This window comes from Janibacter sp. A1S7 (genome assembly GCF_037198315.1).
Taxonomy (GTDB): Bacteria; Actinomycetota; Actinomycetes; order Actinomycetales; family Dermatophilaceae; genus Janibacter; species Janibacter alittae.
Genome location: NZ_CP144913.1, coordinates 35,192 through 56,410, shown reverse-complemented (window position 1 = coordinate 56,410; position 21,219 = coordinate 35,192). Strand labels below are relative to the sequence as shown.

Sequence of the window (21,219 nt, the reverse complement as noted above, 5' to 3'; positions counted from 1 at the left end):
CCCTTCGCCCGGCGCCGGACGCGCACACGGGGCCGCGGTCGTACCTGAGTCCTCCCGCGACCTCCGTGTCCGCACTGCCTCGCGATCGGGGCGGCTACGACTCGCGGACCCCGGAGGGGGACAACGGCAGCTGCCGTGCGCTGACGAAGCGCCGCTCGTCGCCGTCGACCGGATCCACGAACTCCGCCGTGCTGGCGAGCAGCTGAAGCGGTCGGGAGAAGTCGTCGACCGAGACCTCCTGCACCTGCGGGTAGAGCGGGTCGCCCACGATCGGGATACCGAGGTCGTGGAGGTGGCGCCGCAGCTGGTGGGTGCGCCCGGTGTGCGGCGTCAAGCGGTAGACCGCCAGGTCACCCGCGCGGGACTCCATCTCGACGACGGTGACGGCGTTCACCTCTGCCTGCGGCACCACCTGCGCCTGCCACACCCCGCGCGTCTTGCGGATGTGGTTGCGGACGGTGACGGGTAGGGCCAGGTCGTCGCGCCGGGGCGCCAGTGCCAGATACGTCTTGCGCACCCGCCGTTGCTCGAACATCACCTGGTAGGGCCCGCGCCACCGGCGCTCCGTCGCCAGCATGAGGACCCCGGACGTCACCCGGTCCAGGCGGTGCAGCGGGGAGAGCTCGGGCAGCCCCAGCTCGTCGCGCAGCCGGACCACCACGCTCTGCCGCACGTGCCGACCGCGCGGGATGGTCGACAGGAACGGCGGCTTGTCCACGACGACGAGTCGCTCGTCACGATGGAGGATCGTCAGCTCACCCGGCACCTCGACCTCCTCGCGGAGGTCCCGGTGGAACCAGACGAAGGTGTGCGGGCGGTACCCGTCGTCGGGCCGGACGGGACGGCCGTCGTCGTAGACGAATCGCGCGTCGGCGAGCATCCGGTGCACGTCCACCCGGTCGGGGATCTTCTCCCGCAGCCAGGCGGACATCGTCACCCACCGGGGCGGGCGGAGCGGGTCACGGTCGGGCGTGCGCACCCACGCCGCGCTGAGTCCGTGACGCGCGGCGAGCGGTGAACGTGGGGGCACGGTCGCGAGACTAGACGGTGCGTGCGACGAGCACACTCCGGCCCAGAGCACCTCGCGGAATGTTTGATTTTCAACTACTGTTGGATGTGGTGATCCCGCCTACCGAAGGAGCACACAATGCCCGCCGTGACCGTCGAGAACATCCTCACCCTCCCCCGCGTGAGCCAGCCACGGCCCGAGACGGTCTCGCGCCCGGTCCGGTCGGTGACGACCGCGCCGCAGGGACACGAGGGCGAAGGGTTCCCGGTCCGCCGCGCCTTCGCCGGAGTGGACATGGCCCGGCTCGATCCCTTCATCCACATGGACCAGATGGGTGAGGTGGAGTACGCACCCGGCGAGGCCCGTGGCACCAGCTGGCACCCCCACCGCGGCTTCGAGACCGTCACGTACATCATCGACGGGACCTTCGCCCACGAGGACACCCACGGCGGCGGCGGGCTGATCACCGACGGCGACACCCAGTGGATGACCGCCGGCTCCGGCCTGCTGCACATCGAGGCCCCGCCGGAGGACCTCGTCGTCAGCGGCGGCATCTTCCACGGCCTCCAGCTGTGGGTGAACCTGCCCAGCCACCAGAAGATGACCGACCCGAAGTACCAGGACATCCGCTCCGGGCAGGTCGGCCTGCTCTCCAGCCACGACGGCGGCGCCCTCGTCCGGGTCATCGCCGGTGAGCTCGACGGCCACCAGGGCCCGGGGATCACGACGACCCCGATCTCGATGATCCACGCGACCATCGCGCCCGGCGCCCGCATGCACCTGCCGTGGCGGACGGACTTCAACGGTCTGGCCTACGTGCTCTCCGGGCGCGGGGTCGTCGGCCCCGAGCGTCGACCGGTCCGCGAGGGGCAGCTCGTCGACTTCGGTGCCGGTGACGCCCTCGAGATCGCGGCCGACGACCACCAGGACTCCCGCAGCCCCTCGCTCGAGGTGGTCCTGCTCGGTGGACGTCCGATCCGCGAGCCCGTCGCCGCCTACGGCCCCTTCGTCATGAACAGCCGGGACGAGCTGGTCACCGCCTTCGAGGACTTCCAGGCCGGGCGCCTGGGCGTCATCCCCAAGACCCCCCGGGTGCGTCCCGCCCTCGAGATCGCCGAGGCCATGGCGAAGGGGGGACACCCGGGTCACGACGTGCTCTGACCTCTCCCTCGCCGAGGGTCCTCGAAGAATTCCTCGGGGATGCGGTCGGCGTCCCGCACCCACGCGATGAGCTCGCGGTCCAGCGGCTCCCCGCGACGCAGGACACTGATCCGGCCCGTGGACTCGAGGACGACGCACGCGACCTCGCGGGGATGGCGCACCCCGGCCTGCCGCAGAGCGGCGTTCAGCTCGCGCTGGGTCACGTGGGCGAGGTGCAGGTTGCGGGGGATCACCTCCGCGCCGGCCATGAGCAGCACCGGACCCGAGTTGATCCACCGGGCACCCCTGGCCGTGCGGCGGGCCTCGCCGAAGGCGGCCTCCATCGTGAACAGACAGGTCAGCCCGATGACACCGGCCACCAGCGTCGGTGGGTCACCCAGGATGACGCGCCCCGCGACGGCACCGACGGTGATGACCACGAGGACGTCGAAGGTGCCCATCCCGGTGAGCACGCGCACACCGAAGATCCGCACCAGCACCATGAAGGCGAGGTAGATCCCCAGCGCGGAGAGCGCGACCGCGAGCCCGTGGCTCGGCCCGATCCAGAGTCGATGCCCGACCTGCGACCAGTCGATCACGGTCGTGACGGTGCGGAGGACGTGGGGCATGACCTTCGCATGGTACCGCGCGGTCGAGGGCGGCGATGGCGAGCCCGCGTGCCATCCCTCCCGTCAGGCGAAGGGGTCCCGGCCATGCTTCAGCGCCGCCCGAGCCCTCCCGGCACGTCCCGTGGCCGCCCACCGCTTGCGTGCGGCAGCGCGGGCCACCGGGTCCGCCCTGGTGGCGATCCACTCTGCCTCGCGCTGCAGCTTCTGCCAGCTGGCCCACCGTCGTCCATCGAGCCGGCCATGGGCGATGGCCTCCTGCACGGCGCACCCGGGCTCGCACTCGTGGGAGCAGTCGGTGAACCGGCACCGCACGACCAACTCCTCGACGTCCGGGAAGGTGCGCCAGACCCCTTCGCCGTCCTCGTGCAGACCGATCGACCGCAGGCCGGGGGTGTCGACGAGGACGCCCCCGCCGGCCAGGGGCACCAGCTCGCGCGCCGTCGTCGTGTGCCTCCCCTTGCCGTCCTGGCGGGTGTCGGCGACCGCCTGGACCTCTCGGCCGGCGAGAGCGTTGACCAGGCTCGACTTCCCGGCACCGGACGGCCCGACCAGGGCCGTGGTGCCGGTGGCGAGCGCCGCGGCGACCACGCCCATGCCCTCGCCGGTCTCTGCCGAGGTGACCAGCACGGGGACGCCGGGCGCCGTGGCCGCGACCTCGTCGCGAGCGGACTCCGGGTCGTAGGCGAGGTCGGCCTTCGTCAGCACGACGAGGGGCCGCGCCCCCGACTCCCAGGCCACGACGAGGTAGCGCTCGACGGCGGACAGCTTCAGCGTGGTCTCGAGGGAGATCGCCACGAGGACCTGGTCGAGATTGGCCGCCATGACCTGCGCATCGGACCGCTGTCCGGCGACCCTGCGCACGATCGCGCTCCGCCGTGGCAGGACCCGGCGCACGACGTCACCGTCGTCCTGTCGCTCCAGCCCGACCCAGTCACCGGTCGTCGGCTGGTCCACCCGCTCGCTCCCGGCGGGCAGCCGCACCAGGGCGACCCCCGGGCCGTCAGCGCTGTGGACGGTGACCCGACCGCGGTCGACACGGCCGACCCGCCCCGGCACCAGGGCGAAGGGGGACTGCCTCGCCGCGTCGTCGAAGGCCGCGGCGGCTGCCTCGTCCCACCCGAGGGACGCCAGATCGATGGAGGTCGCGCTCACCCCTCGACGATGACACCGCCGTCCGGGTCGCGGCCACTGGTTTTCCTCCGCTCAGCCCGGTGCGCCGCTCCAGCCGGAGGGCGAGCCGACCCGCTCCGGCGGGGGTCGGACTCAGGAGCCGACCCGACGGCGCGAGGGCCCACCGAGGGCGGCCCAGACCGTCGTCTGCTTCTCGTCCCGCTGCACGCCCCACTCGTGGGCGATGCTGCGCACGATCCGCAGACCGCGGCCGGACGTCGCCCACATCGCCCGGGGGGCGGGCGCTGGCGCGGTCTCGGCCCCGCCGTCACTGACCTCGATCTCGACGCAGTTGCCGCGGGCCTTCCAGTGGATGCGCACGGTCCGGTCCGCGAGCGGCGTGGCATGACGCAGCGAGTTGGTCACCAGCTCCGTGGTGACCAACTCGGCCTCGCTGACGACCTCGTCGCTGACGCCGCGGGCCACCAGGTCCTGCGCCACGGCCTGCCGGGTCCGGGTCACGGTCTGCAGCTCCCACCGGGCGCGGATCGTGCGCGCCTGACCACGACCGATCTCCCCGCCGAAGCTGTCGAGACCGCCCGGCGAAGGCGTTGCCGTCCGTGCCTGGCCCACCGTCGAACTCCCATCGTCACGTGTCATGTCGATCCCCCTTCGCTCCTCATTGTCCCTGCGAGGGTGATCCGACCCAACTCCCGCCGCGCCGAACGCCTACGCTGACCGCCATGGGAAAGGCTTCACGACGCAAGAAGGACGCTGCGGGCAGGACCAAGGTCGCCCCCGCGCCATACACCGCACGCCCCTTCGCGGGGCTGCCCGGCGAGCCCGACTGGGTCGCCGCCTACGAGATCCTTCCGGCCGCGACGGCCACCCTCACCCTCAAGGCGGACGCGGTCCCCGAGGGCTCCCCGGAGACGGTCACCCTCGCCACGGTGCTGCCGATGGCCTGGCCCGCCTTGCGCCGTGACGACGGCAGCGTGCTCATCGCCAGCCAGTCCGGCTCCACGAGCGGCGACCCGAGTCGTGACCTCGCGCAGGCGCTGCTGACCGCCCTCGCCGCCGAGCCGGGCGCGCCGATCACCCAACTGCCGCGCGCGACCGCGCAGACCCCGCGCCTGCAGGACCTCATCGACACCAGCGCCGACTTCGACGTGACGATCCACGAGGGCTTCGACTTCTGGCTGGACGGCCAGGAGGTCACCGGTGAGGCCGCCGACTCGCTCGAGCGCGCCAACGAGTCGATCGTCCCGACCACCCCGATCACCAGCGCCCCGGCCGCGTACTGGTGCCGGATCGGCGAGCGCACCTACATCCGCCTCGTCCTCCCGGACGACGAGGACGCGGCGACGACCGCCCTGGCCCGGCTCCACGCGAAGGGGGAGGCGCACCTCGGCGAGGACCGCCGCCTGCTGGGGGCCTTCCGTGCGGGAGGCCTGCTCGTCCCGGTCTGGGAGGTCCCGGCCGACACGGAGGCGGCTGACCACGAGGGGGTCATCGCCGACTTCACCAGCCGGTACGCCGACGCGCTCGCGGCCACCGACGACCTGACCGCGGACGAGCGTCGCGCGCGCAACGGCCTGCTCTCCCGCCAGGTCACCCTGCGCTGACCCCGCACTCGCCCGCTCCCGTCGCACCTGCTTGGGCTCGTGCGAACTCCGCAGGCCAGCCCTTCGTACCTGCTTGGGCTCGTGCGGGTCCTGGGGCGCTGCGTCGCTAGGGTGAGCCCATGACCGTGATCGAGATCGCCCTGCTGTGCGGGCTCGTCGTCGCGCTGCTCGTCGCGGTCCCGGCACTGCTGCGCCTGCGCGCGCTCACCGCCCGGGTCGTCCGGCTCGAGCAGCGGTCCCCGGTCGGCGAAGGCGACCTGGCCTCCCTTCGTCATGACATCGGCCAGGCGCTGCGGCACGTGGCGGTCGTGCGCTACGACGCCTTCGGCGACATGGGCGGACGGTTGTCCTTCTCCGCCGCGATCATCGACGACACCGGCGACGGCCTCGTGATGAGCAGCATCCACGGTCGCGGGGAGTCCCGCACCTACGCCAAGGGCGTCGTCGGCGGCGACGCCGACGCCACCCTCACCCCCGAGGAGCGCCAGGCGCTCGCCGCGGCCCGCACGGGCTCGGCCGACGCCTGACCTGCGGTACTCGGCCATCGATCCAGCGTCCACCGGAGGCACCATGACCCGCTACGCATACGCCTACCTCGGCCCCGAGGGCACCTTCACCCAGCAGGCGCTGATGCAGTGGAGCCCGTCGTCCGGGGGCACACAGGTGCCGTGCGGGTCCGTCGACGCCGCTCTGGAGAAGTTGCGCTCCGGTGAGGTCGACGCCGCGGTCGTGCCGATCGAGAACTCCGTCGAAGGGGGCGTCTCGGCCACGCTCGACGCCCTCGCCTCCGGGGACCCGCTCGTGGTCGTCGGCGAGGTGCTCGTCCCGATCACCTTCGTCGCGTGTGCCCGGCCGGGGACGCGGCTGCAGGACGTGACGGCCATCGGCACCCACAGTCACGCCTGGGCGCAGGTGCGTGGCTGGGCCGACCAGACGCTCCCCCGCGCGGTCTACGTGCCGACGTTGTCGACCGCCTCCGCCGCCAAGGACCTCGCCGAGCACCCCGACGACCTCGGCTACCAGGCCGCGGTCTGCGCGCCGGTGGCCGCCGAGCGCTTCGGCTTGGAGGTCCTCGCCCACGACATCGGCGACATGACGACCGCCGTGACGCGCTTCGTCATCGTCTCGCGCCCGGACTGTCAGCCGAGCCCCAGCGGCAAGGACAAGACGACCGTCGTGCTCTACCAACGCTCGGACCGCGCGGGTGGCCTGCTGGAGCTGCTCGAGCAGTTCGCCGTGCGCGGCATCAACATGACTCGTCTGGAGTCGCGCCCGACGAAGGACTCGATGGGCTCGTACTGCTTCTCGATCGACTTCGAGGGGCACGTGCAGGACGAGCGCGTGGGAGCGGCACTGATGAGCCTGCACCGCGTGTGCGCGGACCTGCGCTTCCTCGGCTCCTACCCCGCGGCGTCCGGTGCCGACATCACCGTCGACCCGATCACCACCGACGAGGCCTTCCTCGAGGCGCGCCGGTGGCTGGAGCGCCTGCGTGCCCTCGGCTCGCCGGACGCCTGACACGACCGGCCCCACGAACGAAGTGCTGCTGGCTGCACCTTGTTGAGTCGGCAGCACCTCATGGTGCTGCTGGCCATACGAACCAGAGCCTGCAGCAGTTCGTGTCGCGCACGGCTACGTCAGGCGCTCCCGGCACCAGGTGATCAGCCGAGCCATCAGGGCCTGCGACTCGGGCAGACGCGGATCCGACAGGTACGAGTGCCACAGGCCCTCGACGAGATCGAGCTCGGCCCGACCACCGGCCGCACGCCAGGCCGTGTGGATGCGGGCCGCGTCGGAGAGGAAGAGGTCCCGCGTCCCGGTGGAGAAGAACGCCGGAGGCAGCGCCTCACCACCCCAGTCCGCGTGCACGGGTGAGACGAGCGGATCGCGCAGGTCGGCCCCGCCCGCATAGGCCCGGGCGAACTTCTGCTGCTGACCGCGCCAGCGGATCCAGGCGTCGCGGCCCTCGTTGACCCGGTACGAGTCACCCGCACCCGCCAGATCACCGAAGGGGGTCAGCGCCACCACCCCGAGGGGCAGGCAGAGGTCCTCACCGGCCGCCCGACGGGTCCGGATGCGTTGCAGGACACCGAGGGCGAGGTTGGCACCTGCCGACACCCCGCCGAGCAGCACCCGTGGTCCACGCTCGGCGACGCCCAGCAGGTAGGCGTCCACGCAGGCATCGATCGCGACCGGGAAGCGCGCCTCGGGTGCGAGCGGGTACTCGACCGACAGCACGGTGATCCCCAGACCCTCGGCCAGGCGCAGAGCCGTCCCGTCCCGAGCGCTGCCCCAGCAGAAGCCCCCACCGTGGATCCACAGCACCCAGGCGCCGTCCACGTCGTGGGCGGGGTCACCCCCTTCGTCATGGCGGGCACGATCCGGCTGGGCCGGGACTCCCTGCCCACCTGACGACGGAGGACGCATCATCAGCACGTGGCCGTCGGGGCGCTCGGTGACCTGCACGCCGCCCGCACTCCGGTCCGCCTCGAACCCGGCCCGCCGCGCCGACGCGCCCTTCGACCGCAGCCACCGGGTGATCCGCGGCGTGAGTGGCCACCGGTGGACCCGGTTGTCCGCCTCGGCCGCCGCCACCACCGCCTCGGGGCTGATCGTGGCCGCACGTCGCGCTCCAGATCGGCTGACCGAGCCGCGCGGCGCCCCGGGACCTCGTGGCCCGGACGGCGGACTGCACTCCGACGCACCCTCGGTCACAGCTTCTCACGCCGTCTGACGTGCGAGTCCACCCAGTCGTTGACCTCGTCCCACTCGGCGTCCAGCCACGTGGCGACCTCATCCGGGTCGGTCGGCACGTCCTCGCTGCGGTAGGTGATGCCGCGGAAGAGCAGCCGGTTGCGGAAGGGGACCGCCCGGATCACCGGGCCCGGCCCGGTGAGCATGTCCAGACCGGTGTGGGCGACGACCATGACGTCGGCGTCGGGCGCGTTGTCCCGTATGGCGGCCACGCCGCGCGAGCGTGCCTCCAGCACCCAGGGGCGCGAGGCGACCCGGTCCGCGCGGGCGTGCTCCCCGCGCGCCCGCAGACGCTCCACGAGGTCCTCGTGCCGGTCGGGCGCCCAGTTGCGGCCCTCGGGGAAGATCAGCATCGCGTCCTTGCTCGACAACGTCGACGCGAGGTCCGCGACCCCACGGGACCGGTCGTCGCCGGCACCGGAGCGCGAGGGGACGAAGTAGGAGTCCAGTCGCTGCAGCACCATCGCGATGCCCGGATCCCACAGCATCACGTCGGCCAGGACGATCCGCGGGATCCGGCCGGCGGTCGAGGCGAGCAGCCACGCGATCGCCAGGGAGTCGGCAGGGCCGGCGTGCCGCGAGATGACCACGAGCGGGTGGCCCGGACGGCCGACCGTGATCATCCCCTCGACGTCGATCTTGAAGCCGACGACCTTGCCGGCGGTGAACATCACGTTGTTCAGCGCCTGGCGGATCAGGGCGAGGTGGTCCTCGTCCCACGTCGGGCTGGTGCCGCGCGGCGAGCGCAGCCGCAGGTACCAGCACTCGACGACGAGCCCGATGTCCTCCCACATGATGTAGAGCGCGAGGAAGAGGCACCGCAGCAGGGCAAGGTGGCGGTCCCACGGCCACAGCAGGAGCATGAAGGGCGCGACCACGACGAAGACCAGCGAGAAGAAGATCCCGACGAAGGGCACGATCGCCTGCAGGACCAGGCGCAACCAGTACGGCGGCGCCGGGAGCGAAGGGAGCGAGGTGATCTTCACGAGGTGGTCCCCTCCAGGTAGGCACTCGCGGCGTCGAAGGAGCGCACCATGCGGTCCTCGACCGCGGCCACGGACCCCTGGCCGAGCGCAGTCGCCGGTGTGCGCTCGACCCCGCTGGGCAGCACGTGCAGTCGCACGTCGTCGGGGACCTCGGCGATCTCCTCGACGAAGCGGTGGCGGCGAGCGATCTCGAAGGCGACGAGACCGACGTCCAGCGGGTTGTTCGGCGCGCTGAGTGGCTGCTCGACCCGGCCGACCTGGAGCACGTGGATCTGCGTGGCGCCCAAGGCGATCGCTCGTCCGACCGGGATCGAGTGCACGAGTCCGCCGTCGTAGTAGTGGGCGCCGTCGATCTCGACGGGGGCGAAGAGCCCCGGCACCGCGCAGCTGGCAGCGACGGCCTGCGCGACCGGACCGGAGGTGAACCACCGGGACGCGGAGCCCTCGATCTCCGCGGCGACGCACTGGAAGGGGACGGCGAGCTGCTCGAACGTCTCGACCCCGAGGTGACGCTCGACGAGGTCGGGGATCAACCCCCTTCGCATCACGTGGGTGCGGTACTTGGCGAAGCGGGCCGCCCGACGCACCGGGCTCTCGCTCATCTCCCCGGAGCGTACGACGTCGCGCCACAACTCCTCGAGCCGCGCCACGCCCTGCGCCGTGGGGTCCGCCGCGACGAAGGCGCCGTTGACCGCGCCGATGCTCGTGCCGACGACGAGGTCGGGCGTGATGTCAGCGGCCAGGAGCGCCTGGAGCATCCCGACCTGGGTGGCCCCGAGCACGCCCCCTCCACCGAGGACGAAAGCGGTCGTGGGCATGTGCGCCAGATTACTGGCTGGCTCCCGAGTCCGGCGCGGCGCTCTCGCGGGGGTCTCCCACCCCCAGCCGGATGACGTCGACGCCGACGTCCAGGCGGGAGCCGTTGCCCGTGGAGAAGATGATCCCCTTCAGCGGGGAGACGTCGCGGAAGTCGCGCCCCCACCCGGTGACGATGTAGCGCGAGTCGGCGAAGTGGTTGTTCGTCGGGTCGAGGTCGACCCAGTCGCCCTCCGGCGTCATCGCCGAGACCCACGCGTGGGAGGCGTCCGAGCCCTCGAGCTTGCTCTCACCGGGCGGCGGACGCGTCTCGATGTAGCCCGAGACGTACCGGCCGGGGATGCCCACGGCCCGCAGGCACCCGGCCGCGAGGTGGGCGAAGTCCTGGCAGACCCCCTCGCGGCCGTCAAGCAGCTGGGGCAGCGTCGTCTTCACACTCGTCGTGCCCTTGGCGTAGGTGAAGTCACGGTAGATGTCGGCGTAGAGGGCGACCAGCGCGCTGCCGAAGGGACGATCCGGCGGCAGGATGCCCGCGGCGTAGGCGATCACCTCGGGCGCGACGTCCACGAGCGACGAGGGCAGCAGGTACTGCGCGGCCTCGGCCCGGTCGATGCCCTCGCCCTCCGCGATCCGCTCGGCGACCTCGGCGACGGTCCAGGAGTTCAGACGCGCCAGGTCCGGGGCCGGCCAGTCGATCTCGACGAGACTGTGCTTGCACACCTCGAGGGAGGTGTGCGGGGTGCGCACCTCGTAGAAGCTGGAGTGGTTGCCGAAGTGGTCGACGTGCACGGTGTGGATGTGCGGCTCCGGCACGATCGACACCTCGTGCTCGATGAGCCGCTGCTGCGGGGTCTCCCGAGGTCGCAGCATCGCCCGACCGTAGGAGTCGGTGACGTACTCCTGGTAGGTGTAGGTCGTGCGGTGGCGCACCTCGTACCGACGCCGGGTGTGGTGCTCCGGTGTGCGCGTCGGCCCCGGGTCGTTCGTCATCGGCTCGGGAGCGGGCGGACGATCGGGTGTCGAGCTCACCAGGACCCCTCCCCGCTGCTCCACTGCATCCACTGCACCGAGCGGCCCTCGGCCTTGCGCTGGAAGTAGGTCTCGTCGAGGGTCCGGTGCACCTGGCGCAGGTCGGCACCGATGCCGGTGAGCACCCGGGACAAGGGCCTGCGTCCGTCGGCGAAGAGCTCGTCGAGATCGACCCCGGCGATCCGCTCGGCGAGGTCCCGGACCCACGGCAACACGGACTCGTCCTCCAGCAGCTCGAGGTCCTCGACCAACCGGCCCACCTGGAAGCCGACCGAGCGCGGGTTGGCACCGTCGCGCAGCAGCAGGTCGACCGCGGCCTGCAAGGGGGACAACCCGCCGAGACCGCTGGTCAGCCGGCGACGGTAGGTGATGACGGACTCCGCGGCGAGGAGCGCCGACTCGGTCGTCGTGCCCTCGACGACCGGGGCGCGCTCGACCGCGAGGACCGAGGTGATCAGGCGGATCGTCTGCTGTGCCCGCTCGACGCGCTTGCCCGCGTCCGCGAAGGCCCAGGTGGGGTCGCGGATGAGCGACTCGACGCCGATGCCCGCGAGCGCGAGGAGACCTTCGATGGTCTCCATGAGCAGTTCCTGCAGGTCGTCGTCGGGGACGGCGTGCCGCAGGGTGCGCTCCAAGCGGGACATCACCAGCCAGGTGTCGACCGAGAGCGTCTCGCGCACGGCCTGGGCGGCGATGACGGCGTGGTGGGTGCTGAACGCGACCGAGCCGACGACCCGCGGGTCGAGGGTGAGGGCACGCAGGTGCGGCAGCGGGTCCTCGCGGCGCTCGCGCGCGTCCTCCCCCACGAATCCGGGCCGGGAGGCCACGACGGACGTGACGGCCTCGAGCAGGGCGAGCATCGCGGTGTGTCCGGTCGTGCCCGGGCGGGCGGCGTGGTCGTCGACGAGGTTGTCGGCCACACGCAGCAGGCGGGCGGCGAACTCGGCCCGTTCGCTGTACCGGCCCATCCAGTACAGGTCGGCCGCGACGCGCGGCGGTGGCGCGGCAGAGGCGAGGGCCGCTGCTCCGGCGAACGGACTGGGGACGGCCAGGCCCTCCCCTTCGTCCTCCGTCCGGGTGTCGTCACGGACCCAGACGTCCTTGCTCATCGCCCCGGTGAGGCTCGAGATCGCTCCCGACTCCGGGCGCACCGCCACTCGGCCCAACCCACCGGGCATGACCGCGTAGTCGTCCTCGTCGGCCACGGCGAAGGTGCGCAGCACGACGTGTCGCGGCTCGAGCCCGCCGGCGGTGACCACGGGTGCGGTCGACATCGTCAACGGGTCCTGTGCCGTCCACTTCCACGGTTCGCCCTGGATGCGCAGGGCCAGTTCCTCGCGCTCCGCGGCCGTGATCTCCCACCCGAAGACGGCGTTGCCGCCGGCCGCGCCGTCCCCCCGGGAGGCGGGCTTGACGACGAGGCTGGAGAGGTTGGTGACGATGTGGCTGAGGTGGGTCGGCTCACCGGCCCACCACGTCTGCGTCGACTGCAGGAGCAGGTCCTCGTCGAGCAGGTGGCGACAGATCGCCGGGAGGTAGGGGATCAGCGCCGGGTTCTCCAGCACCCCCGAGGAGATCGGGTTGACCAGCGAGACGTGGCCCAGGCGGGCGGCCTCGACCATCCCGGGCAGACCGAGACGGGAGTCGCCGCGCAGGTCGAGCTGGTCGATGGCGCCACCGTCGACCCGGCGCATGATGACGTCGACCGGGGAGAGGCCGTTGGTCGTGCGCATCCAGATCCGGCCGTCCCGGCTGACGAGGTCCTCGGACTCGACGACGGGCACACCGAGGACGGTCGACTGCAGCGCCTCGTCGTAGGCCGTGTCGCTGAGCGCACCCGGGGTGAGGATGACGATGCGCGGGACGTCGTCGCTCTGGGGCGCGGTCGCCATCAGCGCCTTGTGCACCTGGTAGAAGAAGCCGCGCAGCCGGGCCAGGTCCACGCTGCGGTGCAGGTCGGGCAGCACCCGGGCGGTGATGCGGCGGTTGGCCAGCGCATAGCCGGCACCGCTGGGGGCCTGGGTCCGGTCGGCGAAGACCCGCCAGGTGCCGGTGCGGTCGCGGGCGAGGTCCATCGCCGGCATGACGAGCTGGCGGGGGCCGGGCACCCTGATGCCGTCGGCCTGCGGCAGCCACCCCTCGTGTCCGTACACGGCGGTGCCGGGCAGGATCCCGTCGCGGACCAGACGCTGCTCGCCGGTGAGGTCGGTGAGGATGCCATCCAGGAGCGCAGCCCGTTGGCGCACGCCCTGCTCGAGTTTCGCCCACTCCGTCGCGCCGAGGGTCAGCGGCAGCGGGTCCAGCTCCCAGGTGCGTGGCTCGGTGGGCACCCGGCGCCCCTCGGTGACCTCGTCGTCGTCCGGGGGGATGCCCGCGCCGTAGGTGATGCCCTCGTCCTCGACGAAGCGGCGGCTCGCGGCACGCGCGGCCAGCATGCCCGGCAGACCTCCGGCGTCGATCGTCCCGGCGAGCGGCCCGGCCGCCTCACGCACCCCGTCGAGCGTGACCACCTCGTCGATGCCCTCGGTGACCGTGACCTCGTCGCGGTACTCGTCGAGCGGGCTCGGGCGACCGAGGTCGCCGGGGGCCGAAACGGACATGGGCCCGACACTAACGCCCCATCCCCGGCCCAGCTGCCGCACGGACGCCAAAGATCTCTTTGCAAACAGATCTTTTGCAATCTACCATGGTGCGCATGGACGATCCCGCACTCCCCGACGTGACCCAGCTGAAGGCGCTCTCGCACCCGGTGCGGATGCGCATCCTCGGGCTGCTGCGCACGCTCGGTCCCGCCACCGCGACCCTGATCGCCCAGCGCCTCGGCCTGAACTCCGGGGCCACCAGCTACCACCTGCGCCAGCTGGCCGAGCACGGTTTCGTCCGGGAGGCCCCCGAGCTGGGCAGCAAGCGGGAGCGCTGGTGGCAGGCGGTCAGCCAGGTGACCTCCGTGCCCGAGCCGGTCGACCCCGATGACGAAGGGAGGGACGCCACCGACGCCTTCCACCACGTCGTCGTCGGTCAGCAGGCCCAGCGGATGCAGGCGGCGGCCGAGCGCCGGGGCGGGGAGAGCCAGCAGTGGCGGGCGGTGACCTCGGTCAGCGATGTCACCGTGGCCGTCACCTCGGACCAGGCGGCGCAGATCCAGCGCCGCTTCGAGCAGCTGCTGTGGGAGGTCATCGACGAGCACGGCGGCCCCCCCGGGCCGGTCGCCGAGGGCGAGCGTCGCTTCAACGTCGTCCTCGCGACCTTCGTCGACACCGACGAGGCCGCGTGGGGTGACGACCGTGCGTGAGGCGAAGGGGGCGACCCACCTCTCCCCGGACGCGGCCCGCCGCGTCCTGCTGCTCCTGACCGTCACGCGGTGGCTGCCGGTCGGCCTGGTCGTCTCGCTCCACGTGCTGTGGATGCTCGAGCGTGGGCTGACCCTGACCCAGGCGCTCGCGGCCAGCGCGGCCACCGGCGCCGCCGTCCTCCTCCTCGAGCTACCCACCTCCGGGGTCGCCGACGCCCTGGGCCGCCGGCCGCTCCTTGTCGTCGCGGGAGTGGTCAACGTCGGGGCGGCGCTGGCCTTCCTCGTCGCGGACTCGCTGGTGACCTTCGCCGTGGCCGCGGCCCTGCTCGGAGTCTTTCGGGCTCTGGACTCCGGGCCGCTGGAGGCATGGTTCGTCGACACGGTCCACCAGACCCACCCGGGCACCGACGTCGACCAGGACCTCTCCCGGATGGGCACGACCATGGGCCTGTCGATGGGCTCCGGGGCCGTGGCCTCGTCCGTGCTCGTGGCGTGGCACCCCGTCCAGGGCCACTCGGCGCTGTGGCTGCCGATCCTCGTCTTCGTCGGGCTCAACGTGGTCCACCTCGTCGCCGTCATGCTCCTGCTCCACGAGCCCGCCCGGCTCGACCAGCGGGGCTTCGCGGCGGCCCGCGCATCGGTCGCCCAGGCACCGGGCGTCATCCGGTCCGGGCTGCGAATGCTCCGCGAGAACCGCGTGCTGCGCTACCTCGTGCTCGTCGAGCTCTTCTGGTCGACGTCGATGATCAGCTTCGAGGCGCTCATGCCGGCACGGATGTCCGAGCTCGTCGGCGGCGAGGCGCAGGCCGCGGTGGTCCTCGGACCGATCGCTGCCGTGGCATGGCTCGTCTTCGCCGTGGGCGCCAGGGCCTCCGGGTGGCTGAGCCGCCGGATCGGTGTGGCGCGCACGGCGATCGTCGGGCGGGTCCTGACCAGCCTGGGCGCGATCTCGATGGGGCTCGCCCTCGGTCCGGTCGCCCTCGTCGTGACCCACCTGCTGACGTACTCGATGCACGGCTTCGGCGGGCCGGTCTACAACGCCCTGCTGCACCGCGAGGCCCGTGCGGACAACCGGGCGACGGTGCTGTCGATGGCGTCCATGGTCGCCTTCGCCGCGTTCACCCTGAGCAGCCCGCTGCTGGGGCTGCTCTCCGACCACACGTCCATCCAGGTGGCCATGGTCCTGGCCGGGGTCATCGGCCTGGGCGGTGCGTGGTGCGTCCTGCCTGCCCTGCGCGCCGAGCGGGAGCGCACCACCGTGGACGCAGCGGCGGTCCGTACCGGCCCGGGACACGAGAGGCAGCAGGACGGGCGCAGTGACGTCACAGCGTCCGGGAGATCAGTTCCTTCATGATCTCGTTCGTCCCGCCGTAGATCTTCTGCACCCGGGCGCCGGCGTAGAGGCGGGCGATGGGGTACTCCATCATGTAGCCGTAGCCGCCGAAGAGCTGCAGGCACCGGTCGACGACGTCGCACTGCACGTCGGTCGTCCAGTACTTCACCCGGGACGCGGTCGCGGCGTCGAGTCTGCTGTCGAGGTGCAGCCCCACGCAGTGGTCGAGGAAGGTGCGAGCGGCCAGCACGTCCGTGCCCACCTCGGCCAAAGTGAATCGGGTGTTCTGGAAGGCGCCGATCGGCTTGCCGAAGGCGGTGCGCTCCTTGGTGTAGTCCAGCGCGAGCTCGTAGGCCAGCTCGGCCGAGGCGACCGCACCCACGGCGATGACCAGACGCTCCTGCGGCAGCTGCATCATCAGCTGGTAGAACCCCTGACCCTCCTGCGTGCCGAGCAGGTTCTCGGTCGGCACCCGCATGTCGGTGAAGGCGAGCTCACGAGTGTCCTGACCGTGCTGTCCGATCTTGCTCAGCACCCGACCGCGCTCGAAGCCCTCCAGCCCCTCGACCTCGGCCACGATGAGCGAGATCCCTTGTGCCCCCTCGCCGCCCGTACGCGCGACGATGACGACGAGACCGGCGTGCGAGGAGTTGGTGATGAAGGTCTTGGAACCGTTGACGACGTAGTGGTCGCCCTCGCGCGTGGCGGTGGTCCTGATGTTCTGCAGGTCGGAGCCCGTGCCGGGCTCGGTCATCGCGACGGCGCCGACGAGCTCACCGGTGGCCATCCGCGGCAGCCACCGCTGCTTCTGCTCCTCGGAGCCGTAGGCCAGCAGGTAGTGCGCGACGATCGAGGAGTGCACGGAGTACCCGAAGGCGTCATCGCCCGCCCTGCCCTGCTCCCACAGCACCGCCGCCTCGTGCGCGAAGCTGCCGCCGCCGCCGCCGTACTCCTCCGGGATCGAGATGCACAGCAGCCCTGCTGCACCAGCAGCCAGCCAGGTCTCCTTGTCGACCTGGTGCTGCTCGGCGAAGCGCTCGAGGTTCGGCGTCACCTCCCGCTCGAAGAAGGTCCGGGCGAGCGTGCGCAGATCCGTGACGTCGGCGTCGTCCATCCACGGCGAGACGTAGGGCTGGGGCTGGAGGATGTCGGACATCGGGGGTGTCTCCTTGGACGAAGGGGGTCAGTCGACGACGGCGACGAGCGGGACGTCGTGCTCGCTCGCCCACTGCTCCCACTCCGCGGCGGTGCGTTCCGCGAAGATCCGCGAGAGCCGGTCGGTGCTCAGCTCCTCGGCCGGCAGCTGGAGCACATGGAGCAGTTTCGCGGTGAAGTGCGGCTCGAGCGCGGCGAGCGCCACGTGGCCGTCGGCCGCGGCGTAGACCGAGTAGACCGGTAGGTCGCCCGCGAGCATCCCTCCGGGCGCGGTCAGGCCATGGGCCACCGGTCGGGACATGGTGTGGGCCAGGTCCGAGAGGGCGACCTCCCGGCGAACCCCCTCCCCGGTCCGGGCCCGCTGGACGAGCGCCGCTGCACCCTCGGCAGCGGCCCGCTCGGCACCCGAGAGGTCCACGACGAGCGTGGCCGGGAGTCGACCGTCGCGCACCATCCCCGTGCCGGCCTGGTAGGTCAGGTCGTGGCCGGGCACCTCTGCCTGCTCGCCCGGGTAGCCCACGATGTCGACCTGGCACACCCGCGGGTGCGCGGCGTGCACGGTCGCGAAGTCGAGCCCGAGACGCCGCAGCGCCGACGGACGCGATGAGGTGATGAAGATGTCCGCCTGCGCGAGCAGCCCGTCGAGCTCGGCCCGACCGGCAGGGTCCTTCAGGTCGGCCCGCACGATGTCCTGACCGACGTGCAGCTCCTCGAAGTAGTCCTTCGCGAACTGCTCCATCGGATCTCCCGATGGCGGCAGCACCGTGGTCACGCTCGCGCCCTGCCGGGCCAGCCGCGCGACCGCGGCCGGCCCCGGCAGGTTGATCGCGATGGACAGGACCCGCACTCCGTCGAGCGGGCCGGTGGCGACCATCAGGCGGAGACGTCCACGAGGGTGCCCTTGGCGGCACGCTCGGTCAGCCACGCGCTCGGACGGAACCGCTCACCGTAGGTGTCGGCCAGCTCGTTGGCGCGCGCCACGAAGCCGGCCAGGCCCCCTTCGTAGTTGGTCATGAAGGTCGCCGGACCACCGGTGTGCGGCGGGAAGCCGATCCCGAAGATGCCTCCGATGTTGGCCGAGACGGCGTCGGTGAGGACGCCGTCCTCGAAGCACCCGGCCGTCTCCAGCGCCATGATGAACAGGTACCGGTCCTGCAGGTCCTCGAAGGGGACCTCGGCGCCCGTACCCCACCGCTCGCGCAGCTGCGGCCACAGGACCTTGGGCCCCTCGGCCGGGTAGTCGTACATGCCCGCGCCGGCTGCCCGGCCCTTGCGACCCAGCTCGACCATCGTGTCGATGAGCTCCTCGCCCGGCCCCCTGGTCAGGGTGGTGCCCTCCGCTGCGGCGGCTTTCTCGGCCTCGGCGCGGATGTGCTGGGTGAGGGTCAGCGAGACCTCGTCGAGCATGGCCAGCGGCGGTGCCGGGAAGCCGGCCTGGGTCGCGGCGCGCTCGATGAACTGCGGGTCGACGCCCTCGGCGAGCGCAGTGGCCCCCTCGAGGATCAGGGTGCCGAAGACGCGGCTGGTGTAGAAGCCACGGCCGTCGCCGACGACGATCGGGATCTTGCGGATCTGCTGGACGATGTCGATCGCGCGGGCCGTGGCCTCGTCCGAGGTCTGCTCACCACGGATGATCTCGACGAGCTTCATCTTGTCCACGGGTGAGAAGAAGTGCAGGCCGATGAAGTCCTTGGGGCGGGAGGTGAACTCCTGCAGGCTCGTGATCGGCAGCGTCGAGGTGTTGGAGCACAGCAGCACATCGGGCGCGACCACTGCTTCAACTTCAGAGAAGACCGTCTTCTTCAGGTCGTAGTCCTCGAAGACGGCCTCGATGACGGCATCGACGCCGGCGAGGTCCTGTGCGTCGGCGCTCGGCGTGATCCGGTCGAGGATCTCATCCGCCTGTGCCTGCGTCTTGCGGCCCTTCTCGACCTGCTTGGCCAAGAGCTTCTCGGAGTAGCCCTTGCCCTTCTGCGCACCCTCGAGGGAGACGTCCTTGAGGACGACGTCGATACCGGCCGTGGCGGCCGAGTAGGCGATGCCCGCGCCCATCATGCCCGCGCCGAGGATCCCGACCGTGCCGACGGTGGACTTCTCGACGCCCTCGGGGCGCAGCCGGCCGCTGTTGATGGCCTGCATGTCGAAGAAGAAGGCCTGGATCATGGCCGTCGACTCACGGCCGGCGGCCAGCTCGGTGATGTAGCGCGACTCGATGCGGCTCGCGGTGTCGAAGTCGACCTGCGAGCCCTCGACGGCGGCCGACATGATCGCACGGGGCGACTTCGTCGGCGCACCCTTGAGCGTCTTGCGCAGGTTCGCCGGGAAGGCCGGGAGGTTGGCCGCGAACCGCGGCGTGCTCGGGGTGCCACCGGGGATCTTGTGGCCCTTGACGTCCCAGGGCTTCACGGCCGCGGTCTCGTCGTCGGCGTGCTCACGGATCCACGCCTTGGCGGCGGGGACGAGCTCCTCGCGGGTACCGACGAGCTGGTCGATGACGCCCTTCTCCTGCGCGGCCGCCGGGTTGCGCTGCTGGCCCTGCAGCAGCCAGCCCATCAGGGCCTCCTGGATGCCGAGCATCCGCACCAGGCGGGTGACGCCGCCGCCGCCGGGGAGCAGGCCGAGGGAGACCTCGGGCAGGCCGAGCTTGATCTTCGGGTCGTCGACGGCGATGCGGTGGTGGGTCGCGAGCGCGATCTCCAGGCCACCGCCGAGGGCGGCGCCGTTGATCGCGGCGACGACCGGCTTGCCGAGCTGCTCGAGGCGGCGCAGCTGCGCCTTGATGCCCTCGATCTCCTCGAAGAACTCGCCCGCCGTCTCCGGGGTGACCGACTGCAGGTCGGTGAGGTTGCCACCGGCGAAGAAGGTCTTCTTCGCCGAGGTGAGCACGACGCCGGTGATCTCCTCGCGCTCGGCCTCGAGCCGGTTGATGGTCTCGTCCATCGCGGCCTTGTAGGTGTCGTTCATCGTGTTGGCGCCCGCGTTCGGGTCGTCCATCGTCAGGGTGACGATGCCCTCGTCGTCGCGCTCGTAACGGATCATGTTCTCGCTCATTGCTTCCTGGCTTCCTGTCCGCTGGTTCAGACGCGCTCGACGATGGTGGCGATGCCCATGCCACCGCCGATGCAGAGGGTGGCGATGCCGCGCTCGAGGTCGCGGCGCTCGAGCTCGTCGACGAGCGTCCCGAGGATCATCGCGCCGGTCGCGCCGAGGGGGTGCCCCATCGCGATCGCGCCGCCGTTGACGTTGGTCTGCTCCTCGGTCCATCCCATGTCGCGGATGAGCTTGAGGGCCACGGCGGCGAAGGCCTCGTTGATCTCGACGAGGTCGATGTCCGAGGCGCTCATGCCGACGCGGTCGAGGGCCTTGCGGCAGGCCGGGCCCGGGCCGGTGAGCATGATGGTCGGCTCGGAGCCGATGACGGCGGTGGAGATGATGCGGGCGCGCGGGGTCAGGCCCATCTCCTGGCCGGCCTTCTCGTTGCCGATGAGCAGCAGGGACGCGCCGTCGACGATGCCGGAGGAGTTGCCGGCGTGGTGGACGTGGTTGATCCCGTCGACCGAGTGGTACTTCTCCAGGGCCACGTGGTCGAAGCCGCCCTGCTCACCGATGGCGGCGAAGGAGGGCTTCAGCCCGGCGAGCGCGTCGGCGCTGGTGCCGGGGCGGATGGTCTCGTCGCGGTCGAGGATCGTCAGGCCGTTGGCGTCCCTGACGGGGATGACCGACTTGTCGAAGTACCCCTTCTCCCACGCGGCGGCGGCGCGGGCGTGCGACTGCGCGGCGAAGCGGTCGACCTCGGCGCGGTCGAAGCCCTCGAGGGTGGCGATGAGGTCGGCACCGATGCCCTGCGGGACGAAGCCCGTCTCGAGGTTGGTCGCGGGGTCCATCGCCCAGGCGCCGCCGTCGCTGGCCATCGGCACGCGCGACATCGACTCGACCCCACCGGCGAGGAAGAGGTCCTCGAAGCCGGAGCGGACGCGGGCCGCCACCTGGTTGACCGCCTCGAGACCGGAGCCGCAGAAGCGGTTGAGCTGCACGCCCGCGACCGGCTCGGGGTAGCCGGCCTTGAGGGCGGCGATCCGCGGCAGGACGGCGCCCTGGTCGCCGACCGGGGAGACGATGCCCATGACGAGGTCGTCGATCCGGGCGGCGTCCAGACCGGGATTGCGCTCACGGACGGCATCGAGGAGACCGACGGTCAGGTCGATCGGCTTGACCTCGTGGAGGGAGCCGGACGACTTGCCCTTCCCTCGGGGTGTGCGGACGGCGTCGTAGATGACGGCCTGGGGCTGCTCGGGCATGAACCGGTTCTCCTTCTCGGATGCACATGTGGCGATTCGTCTC

19 protein-coding genes are annotated in these 21,219 nt (G+C 71.7%); 6 read left to right on the top strand and 13 right to left on the bottom strand.

Translation table 11 applies throughout. From position 1 onward, the window contains the following. Positions 1 to 94: 94 nt before the first annotated feature. Positions 95 to 1,030, bottom strand: a complete 936-nt coding sequence (locus V1351_RS00275) for a pseudouridine synthase (protein ID WP_338749587.1) — start codon at positions 1,028 to 1,030, stop codon at positions 95 to 97. A gap of 117 nt (positions 1,031 to 1,147) precedes the next feature. On the opposite strand from V1351_RS00275, the gene V1351_RS00270 reads away from it, so the two are divergent. Then, positions 1,148 to 2,170, top strand: coding sequence for a pirin family protein (locus V1351_RS00270; RefSeq protein WP_338749585.1), 1,023 nt, complete (start codon positions 1,148 to 1,150; stop codon positions 2,168 to 2,170). Here the strand turns inward: V1351_RS00270 and V1351_RS00265 are convergent. The 3 genes from V1351_RS00265 to V1351_RS00255 all read right to left on the bottom strand — a co-directional run bounded on the left by V1351_RS00265 (position 2,155) and on the right by V1351_RS00255 (position 4,521). Further along, entirely contained in the window at positions 2,155 to 2,778 is a 624-nt protein-coding gene (locus V1351_RS00265) for a DUF421 domain-containing protein (protein ID WP_338749583.1), read from the bottom strand. The genes V1351_RS00270 and V1351_RS00265 overlap by 16 nt on opposite strands. 63 nt (positions 2,779 to 2,841) lie before the next feature. Continuing rightward, positions 2,842 to 3,930 carry a ribosome small subunit-dependent GTPase A gene (rsgA, locus tag V1351_RS00260; RefSeq protein ID WP_338749581.1) on the bottom strand — a complete coding sequence of 363 codons (1,089 nt, stop codon included), beginning with the start codon at positions 3,928 to 3,930 and terminating at the stop codon, positions 2,842 to 2,844. A 111-nt stretch (positions 3,931 to 4,041) separates the two neighbouring features. Next, positions 4,042 to 4,521 carry an ATP-binding protein gene (locus V1351_RS00255; protein ID WP_338749579.1) on the bottom strand — a complete coding sequence of 160 codons (480 nt, stop codon included), beginning with the start codon at positions 4,519 to 4,521 and terminating at the stop codon, positions 4,042 to 4,044. A 110-nt stretch (positions 4,522 to 4,631) separates the two neighbouring features. Between V1351_RS00255 and V1351_RS00250 the strand changes: the two genes are divergently transcribed. The 3 genes from V1351_RS00250 (at position 4,632) to pheA (ending at position 7,031) form a co-directional block, all read left to right on the top strand. Then, positions 4,632 to 5,513 (top strand): DUF5926 family protein, encoded by an 882-nt coding sequence (locus V1351_RS00250; protein ID WP_338749577.1) that lies wholly within the window; start codon positions 4,632 to 4,634, stop codon positions 5,511 to 5,513. A gap of 119 nt (positions 5,514 to 5,632) precedes the next feature. Continuing rightward, positions 5,633 to 6,040, top strand: coding sequence for a DUF4446 family protein (locus V1351_RS00245; protein ID WP_338749575.1), 408 nt, complete (start codon positions 5,633 to 5,635; stop codon positions 6,038 to 6,040). Positions 6,041 to 6,083: 43 nt separating this feature from the next. Next, the gene (gene pheA, locus V1351_RS00240) at positions 6,084 to 7,031 is read left to right on the top strand and encodes a prephenate dehydratase (protein ID WP_338749573.1); all 948 of its coding nucleotides are present in this window, start codon (positions 6,084 to 6,086) and stop codon (positions 7,029 to 7,031) included. A 114-nt stretch (positions 7,032 to 7,145) separates the two neighbouring features. Here pheA and V1351_RS00235 read toward each other — a convergent pair whose 3' ends face one another. The 5 genes from V1351_RS00235 to V1351_RS00215 form a co-directional block, all read right to left on the bottom strand. Next, positions 7,146 to 8,108 (bottom strand): alpha/beta hydrolase, encoded by a 963-nt coding sequence (locus V1351_RS00235; protein WP_338749571.1) that lies wholly within the window; start codon positions 8,106 to 8,108, stop codon positions 7,146 to 7,148. A gap of 116 nt (positions 8,109 to 8,224) precedes the next feature. Then, the gene (locus tag V1351_RS00230) at positions 8,225 to 9,253 is read right to left on the bottom strand and encodes a 1-acyl-sn-glycerol-3-phosphate acyltransferase (RefSeq protein ID WP_338749569.1); all 1,029 of its coding nucleotides are present in this window, start codon (positions 9,251 to 9,253) and stop codon (positions 8,225 to 8,227) included. After that, on the bottom strand, positions 9,250 to 10,071 hold the full coding sequence (locus V1351_RS00225; protein ID WP_338749567.1) for a patatin-like phospholipase family protein: 822 nt from the start codon (positions 10,069 to 10,071) through the stop codon (positions 9,250 to 9,252). Before V1351_RS00225 ends, V1351_RS00230 begins: the two co-directional genes overlap by 4 nt. Positions 10,072 to 10,081: 10 nt before the next feature. Next, positions 10,082 to 11,098, bottom strand: a complete 1,017-nt coding sequence (locus V1351_RS00220; RefSeq protein ID WP_338749565.1) for a transglutaminase family protein — start codon at positions 11,096 to 11,098, stop codon at positions 10,082 to 10,084. Continuing rightward, on the bottom strand, positions 11,095 to 13,698 hold the full coding sequence (locus V1351_RS00215; protein ID WP_338749563.1) for a circularly permuted type 2 ATP-grasp protein: 2,604 nt from the start codon (positions 13,696 to 13,698) through the stop codon (positions 11,095 to 11,097). The genes V1351_RS00220 and V1351_RS00215 overlap by 4 nt, the downstream gene beginning before the upstream one ends. A gap of 95 nt (positions 13,699 to 13,793) precedes the next feature. Between V1351_RS00215 and V1351_RS00210 the strand changes: the two genes are divergently transcribed. Together V1351_RS00210 and V1351_RS00205 are read left to right on the top strand one after the other, a co-directional pair. Next, the gene (locus tag V1351_RS00210) at positions 13,794 to 14,390 is read left to right on the top strand and encodes an ArsR/SmtB family transcription factor (RefSeq protein WP_338749561.1); all 597 of its coding nucleotides are present in this window, start codon (positions 13,794 to 13,796) and stop codon (positions 14,388 to 14,390) included. After that, positions 14,383 to 15,744: an MFS transporter gene (locus tag V1351_RS00205; RefSeq protein ID WP_338749559.1), complete on the top strand. Its 1,362-nt coding sequence runs from the start codon at positions 14,383 to 14,385 to the stop codon at positions 15,742 to 15,744. The genes V1351_RS00210 and V1351_RS00205 overlap by 8 nt, the downstream gene beginning before the upstream one ends. On the opposite strand, the gene V1351_RS00200 is transcribed toward V1351_RS00205, so the two are convergent. From V1351_RS00200 to V1351_RS00185, 4 genes are read right to left on the bottom strand one after another with little or no spacing between them, the layout of a single operon-like run. After that, the gene (locus tag V1351_RS00200; protein ID WP_338749557.1) at positions 15,713 to 16,879 is read right to left on the bottom strand and encodes an acyl-CoA dehydrogenase family protein; all 1,167 of its coding nucleotides are present in this window, start codon (positions 16,877 to 16,879) and stop codon (positions 15,713 to 15,715) included. The genes V1351_RS00205 and V1351_RS00200 overlap by 32 nt on opposite strands. Before the next feature lie 27 nt (positions 16,880 to 16,906). Then, a complete protein-coding gene (locus tag V1351_RS00195; protein ID WP_338749555.1) occupies positions 16,907 to 17,752 on the bottom strand; it encodes a CoA transferase in 846 nt (281 codons plus the stop codon). Beyond that, on the bottom strand, positions 17,752 to 19,929 hold the full coding sequence (locus V1351_RS00190; protein WP_338749553.1) for a 3-hydroxyacyl-CoA dehydrogenase NAD-binding domain-containing protein: 2,178 nt from the start codon (positions 19,927 to 19,929) through the stop codon (positions 17,752 to 17,754). Before V1351_RS00190 ends, V1351_RS00195 begins: the two co-directional genes overlap by 1 nt. Positions 19,930 to 19,955: 26 nt before the next feature. Further along, positions 19,956 to 21,176, bottom strand: coding sequence for an acetyl-CoA C-acetyltransferase (locus V1351_RS00185; protein ID WP_338749551.1), 1,221 nt, complete (start codon positions 21,174 to 21,176; stop codon positions 19,956 to 19,958). Between the last annotated feature and the right edge of the window lie 43 nt (positions 21,177 to 21,219).

Excerpts from the sequence above, each read along its gene's own strand:
- V1351_RS00270 (WP_338749585.1), top strand. The coding sequence starts at position 1,148 with ATGCCCGCCGTGACCGTCGAGAACATCCTCACCCTCCCCCGCGTGAGC.
- V1351_RS00210 (WP_338749561.1), top strand. The coding sequence starts at position 13,794 with ATGGACGATCCCGCACTCCCCGACGTGACCCAGCTGAAGGCGCTCTCG.
- V1351_RS00265 (WP_338749583.1), bottom strand. The coding sequence starts at position 2,778 with ATGCCCCACGTCCTCCGCACCGTCACGACCGTGATCGACTGGTCGCAG.
- V1351_RS00215 (WP_338749563.1), bottom strand. The coding sequence starts at position 13,698 with ATGTCCGTTTCGGCCCCCGGCGACCTCGGTCGCCCGAGCCCGCTCGAC.
- pheA (WP_338749573.1), top strand. The coding sequence starts at position 6,084 with ATGACCCGCTACGCATACGCCTACCTCGGCCCCGAGGGCACCTTCACC.
- V1351_RS00250 (WP_338749577.1), top strand. The coding sequence starts at position 4,632 with ATGGGAAAGGCTTCACGACGCAAGAAGGACGCTGCGGGCAGGACCAAG.
- V1351_RS00195 (WP_338749555.1), bottom strand. The coding sequence starts at position 17,752 with ATGGTCGCCACCGGCCCGCTCGACGGAGTGCGGGTCCTGTCCATCGCG.
- V1351_RS00190 (WP_338749553.1), bottom strand. The coding sequence starts at position 19,929 with ATGAGCGAGAACATGATCCGTTACGAGCGCGACGACGAGGGCATCGTC.
- V1351_RS00225 (WP_338749567.1), bottom strand. The coding sequence starts at position 10,071 with ATGCCCACGACCGCTTTCGTCCTCGGTGGAGGGGGCGTGCTCGGGGCC.
- V1351_RS00200 (WP_338749557.1), bottom strand. The coding sequence starts at position 16,879 with ATGTCCGACATCCTCCAGCCCCAGCCCTACGTCTCGCCGTGGATGGAC.
- V1351_RS00185 (WP_338749551.1), bottom strand. The coding sequence starts at position 21,176 with ATGCCCGAGCAGCCCCAGGCCGTCATCTACGACGCCGTCCGCACACCC.
- V1351_RS00245 (WP_338749575.1), top strand. The coding sequence starts at position 5,633 with ATGACCGTGATCGAGATCGCCCTGCTGTGCGGGCTCGTCGTCGCGCTG.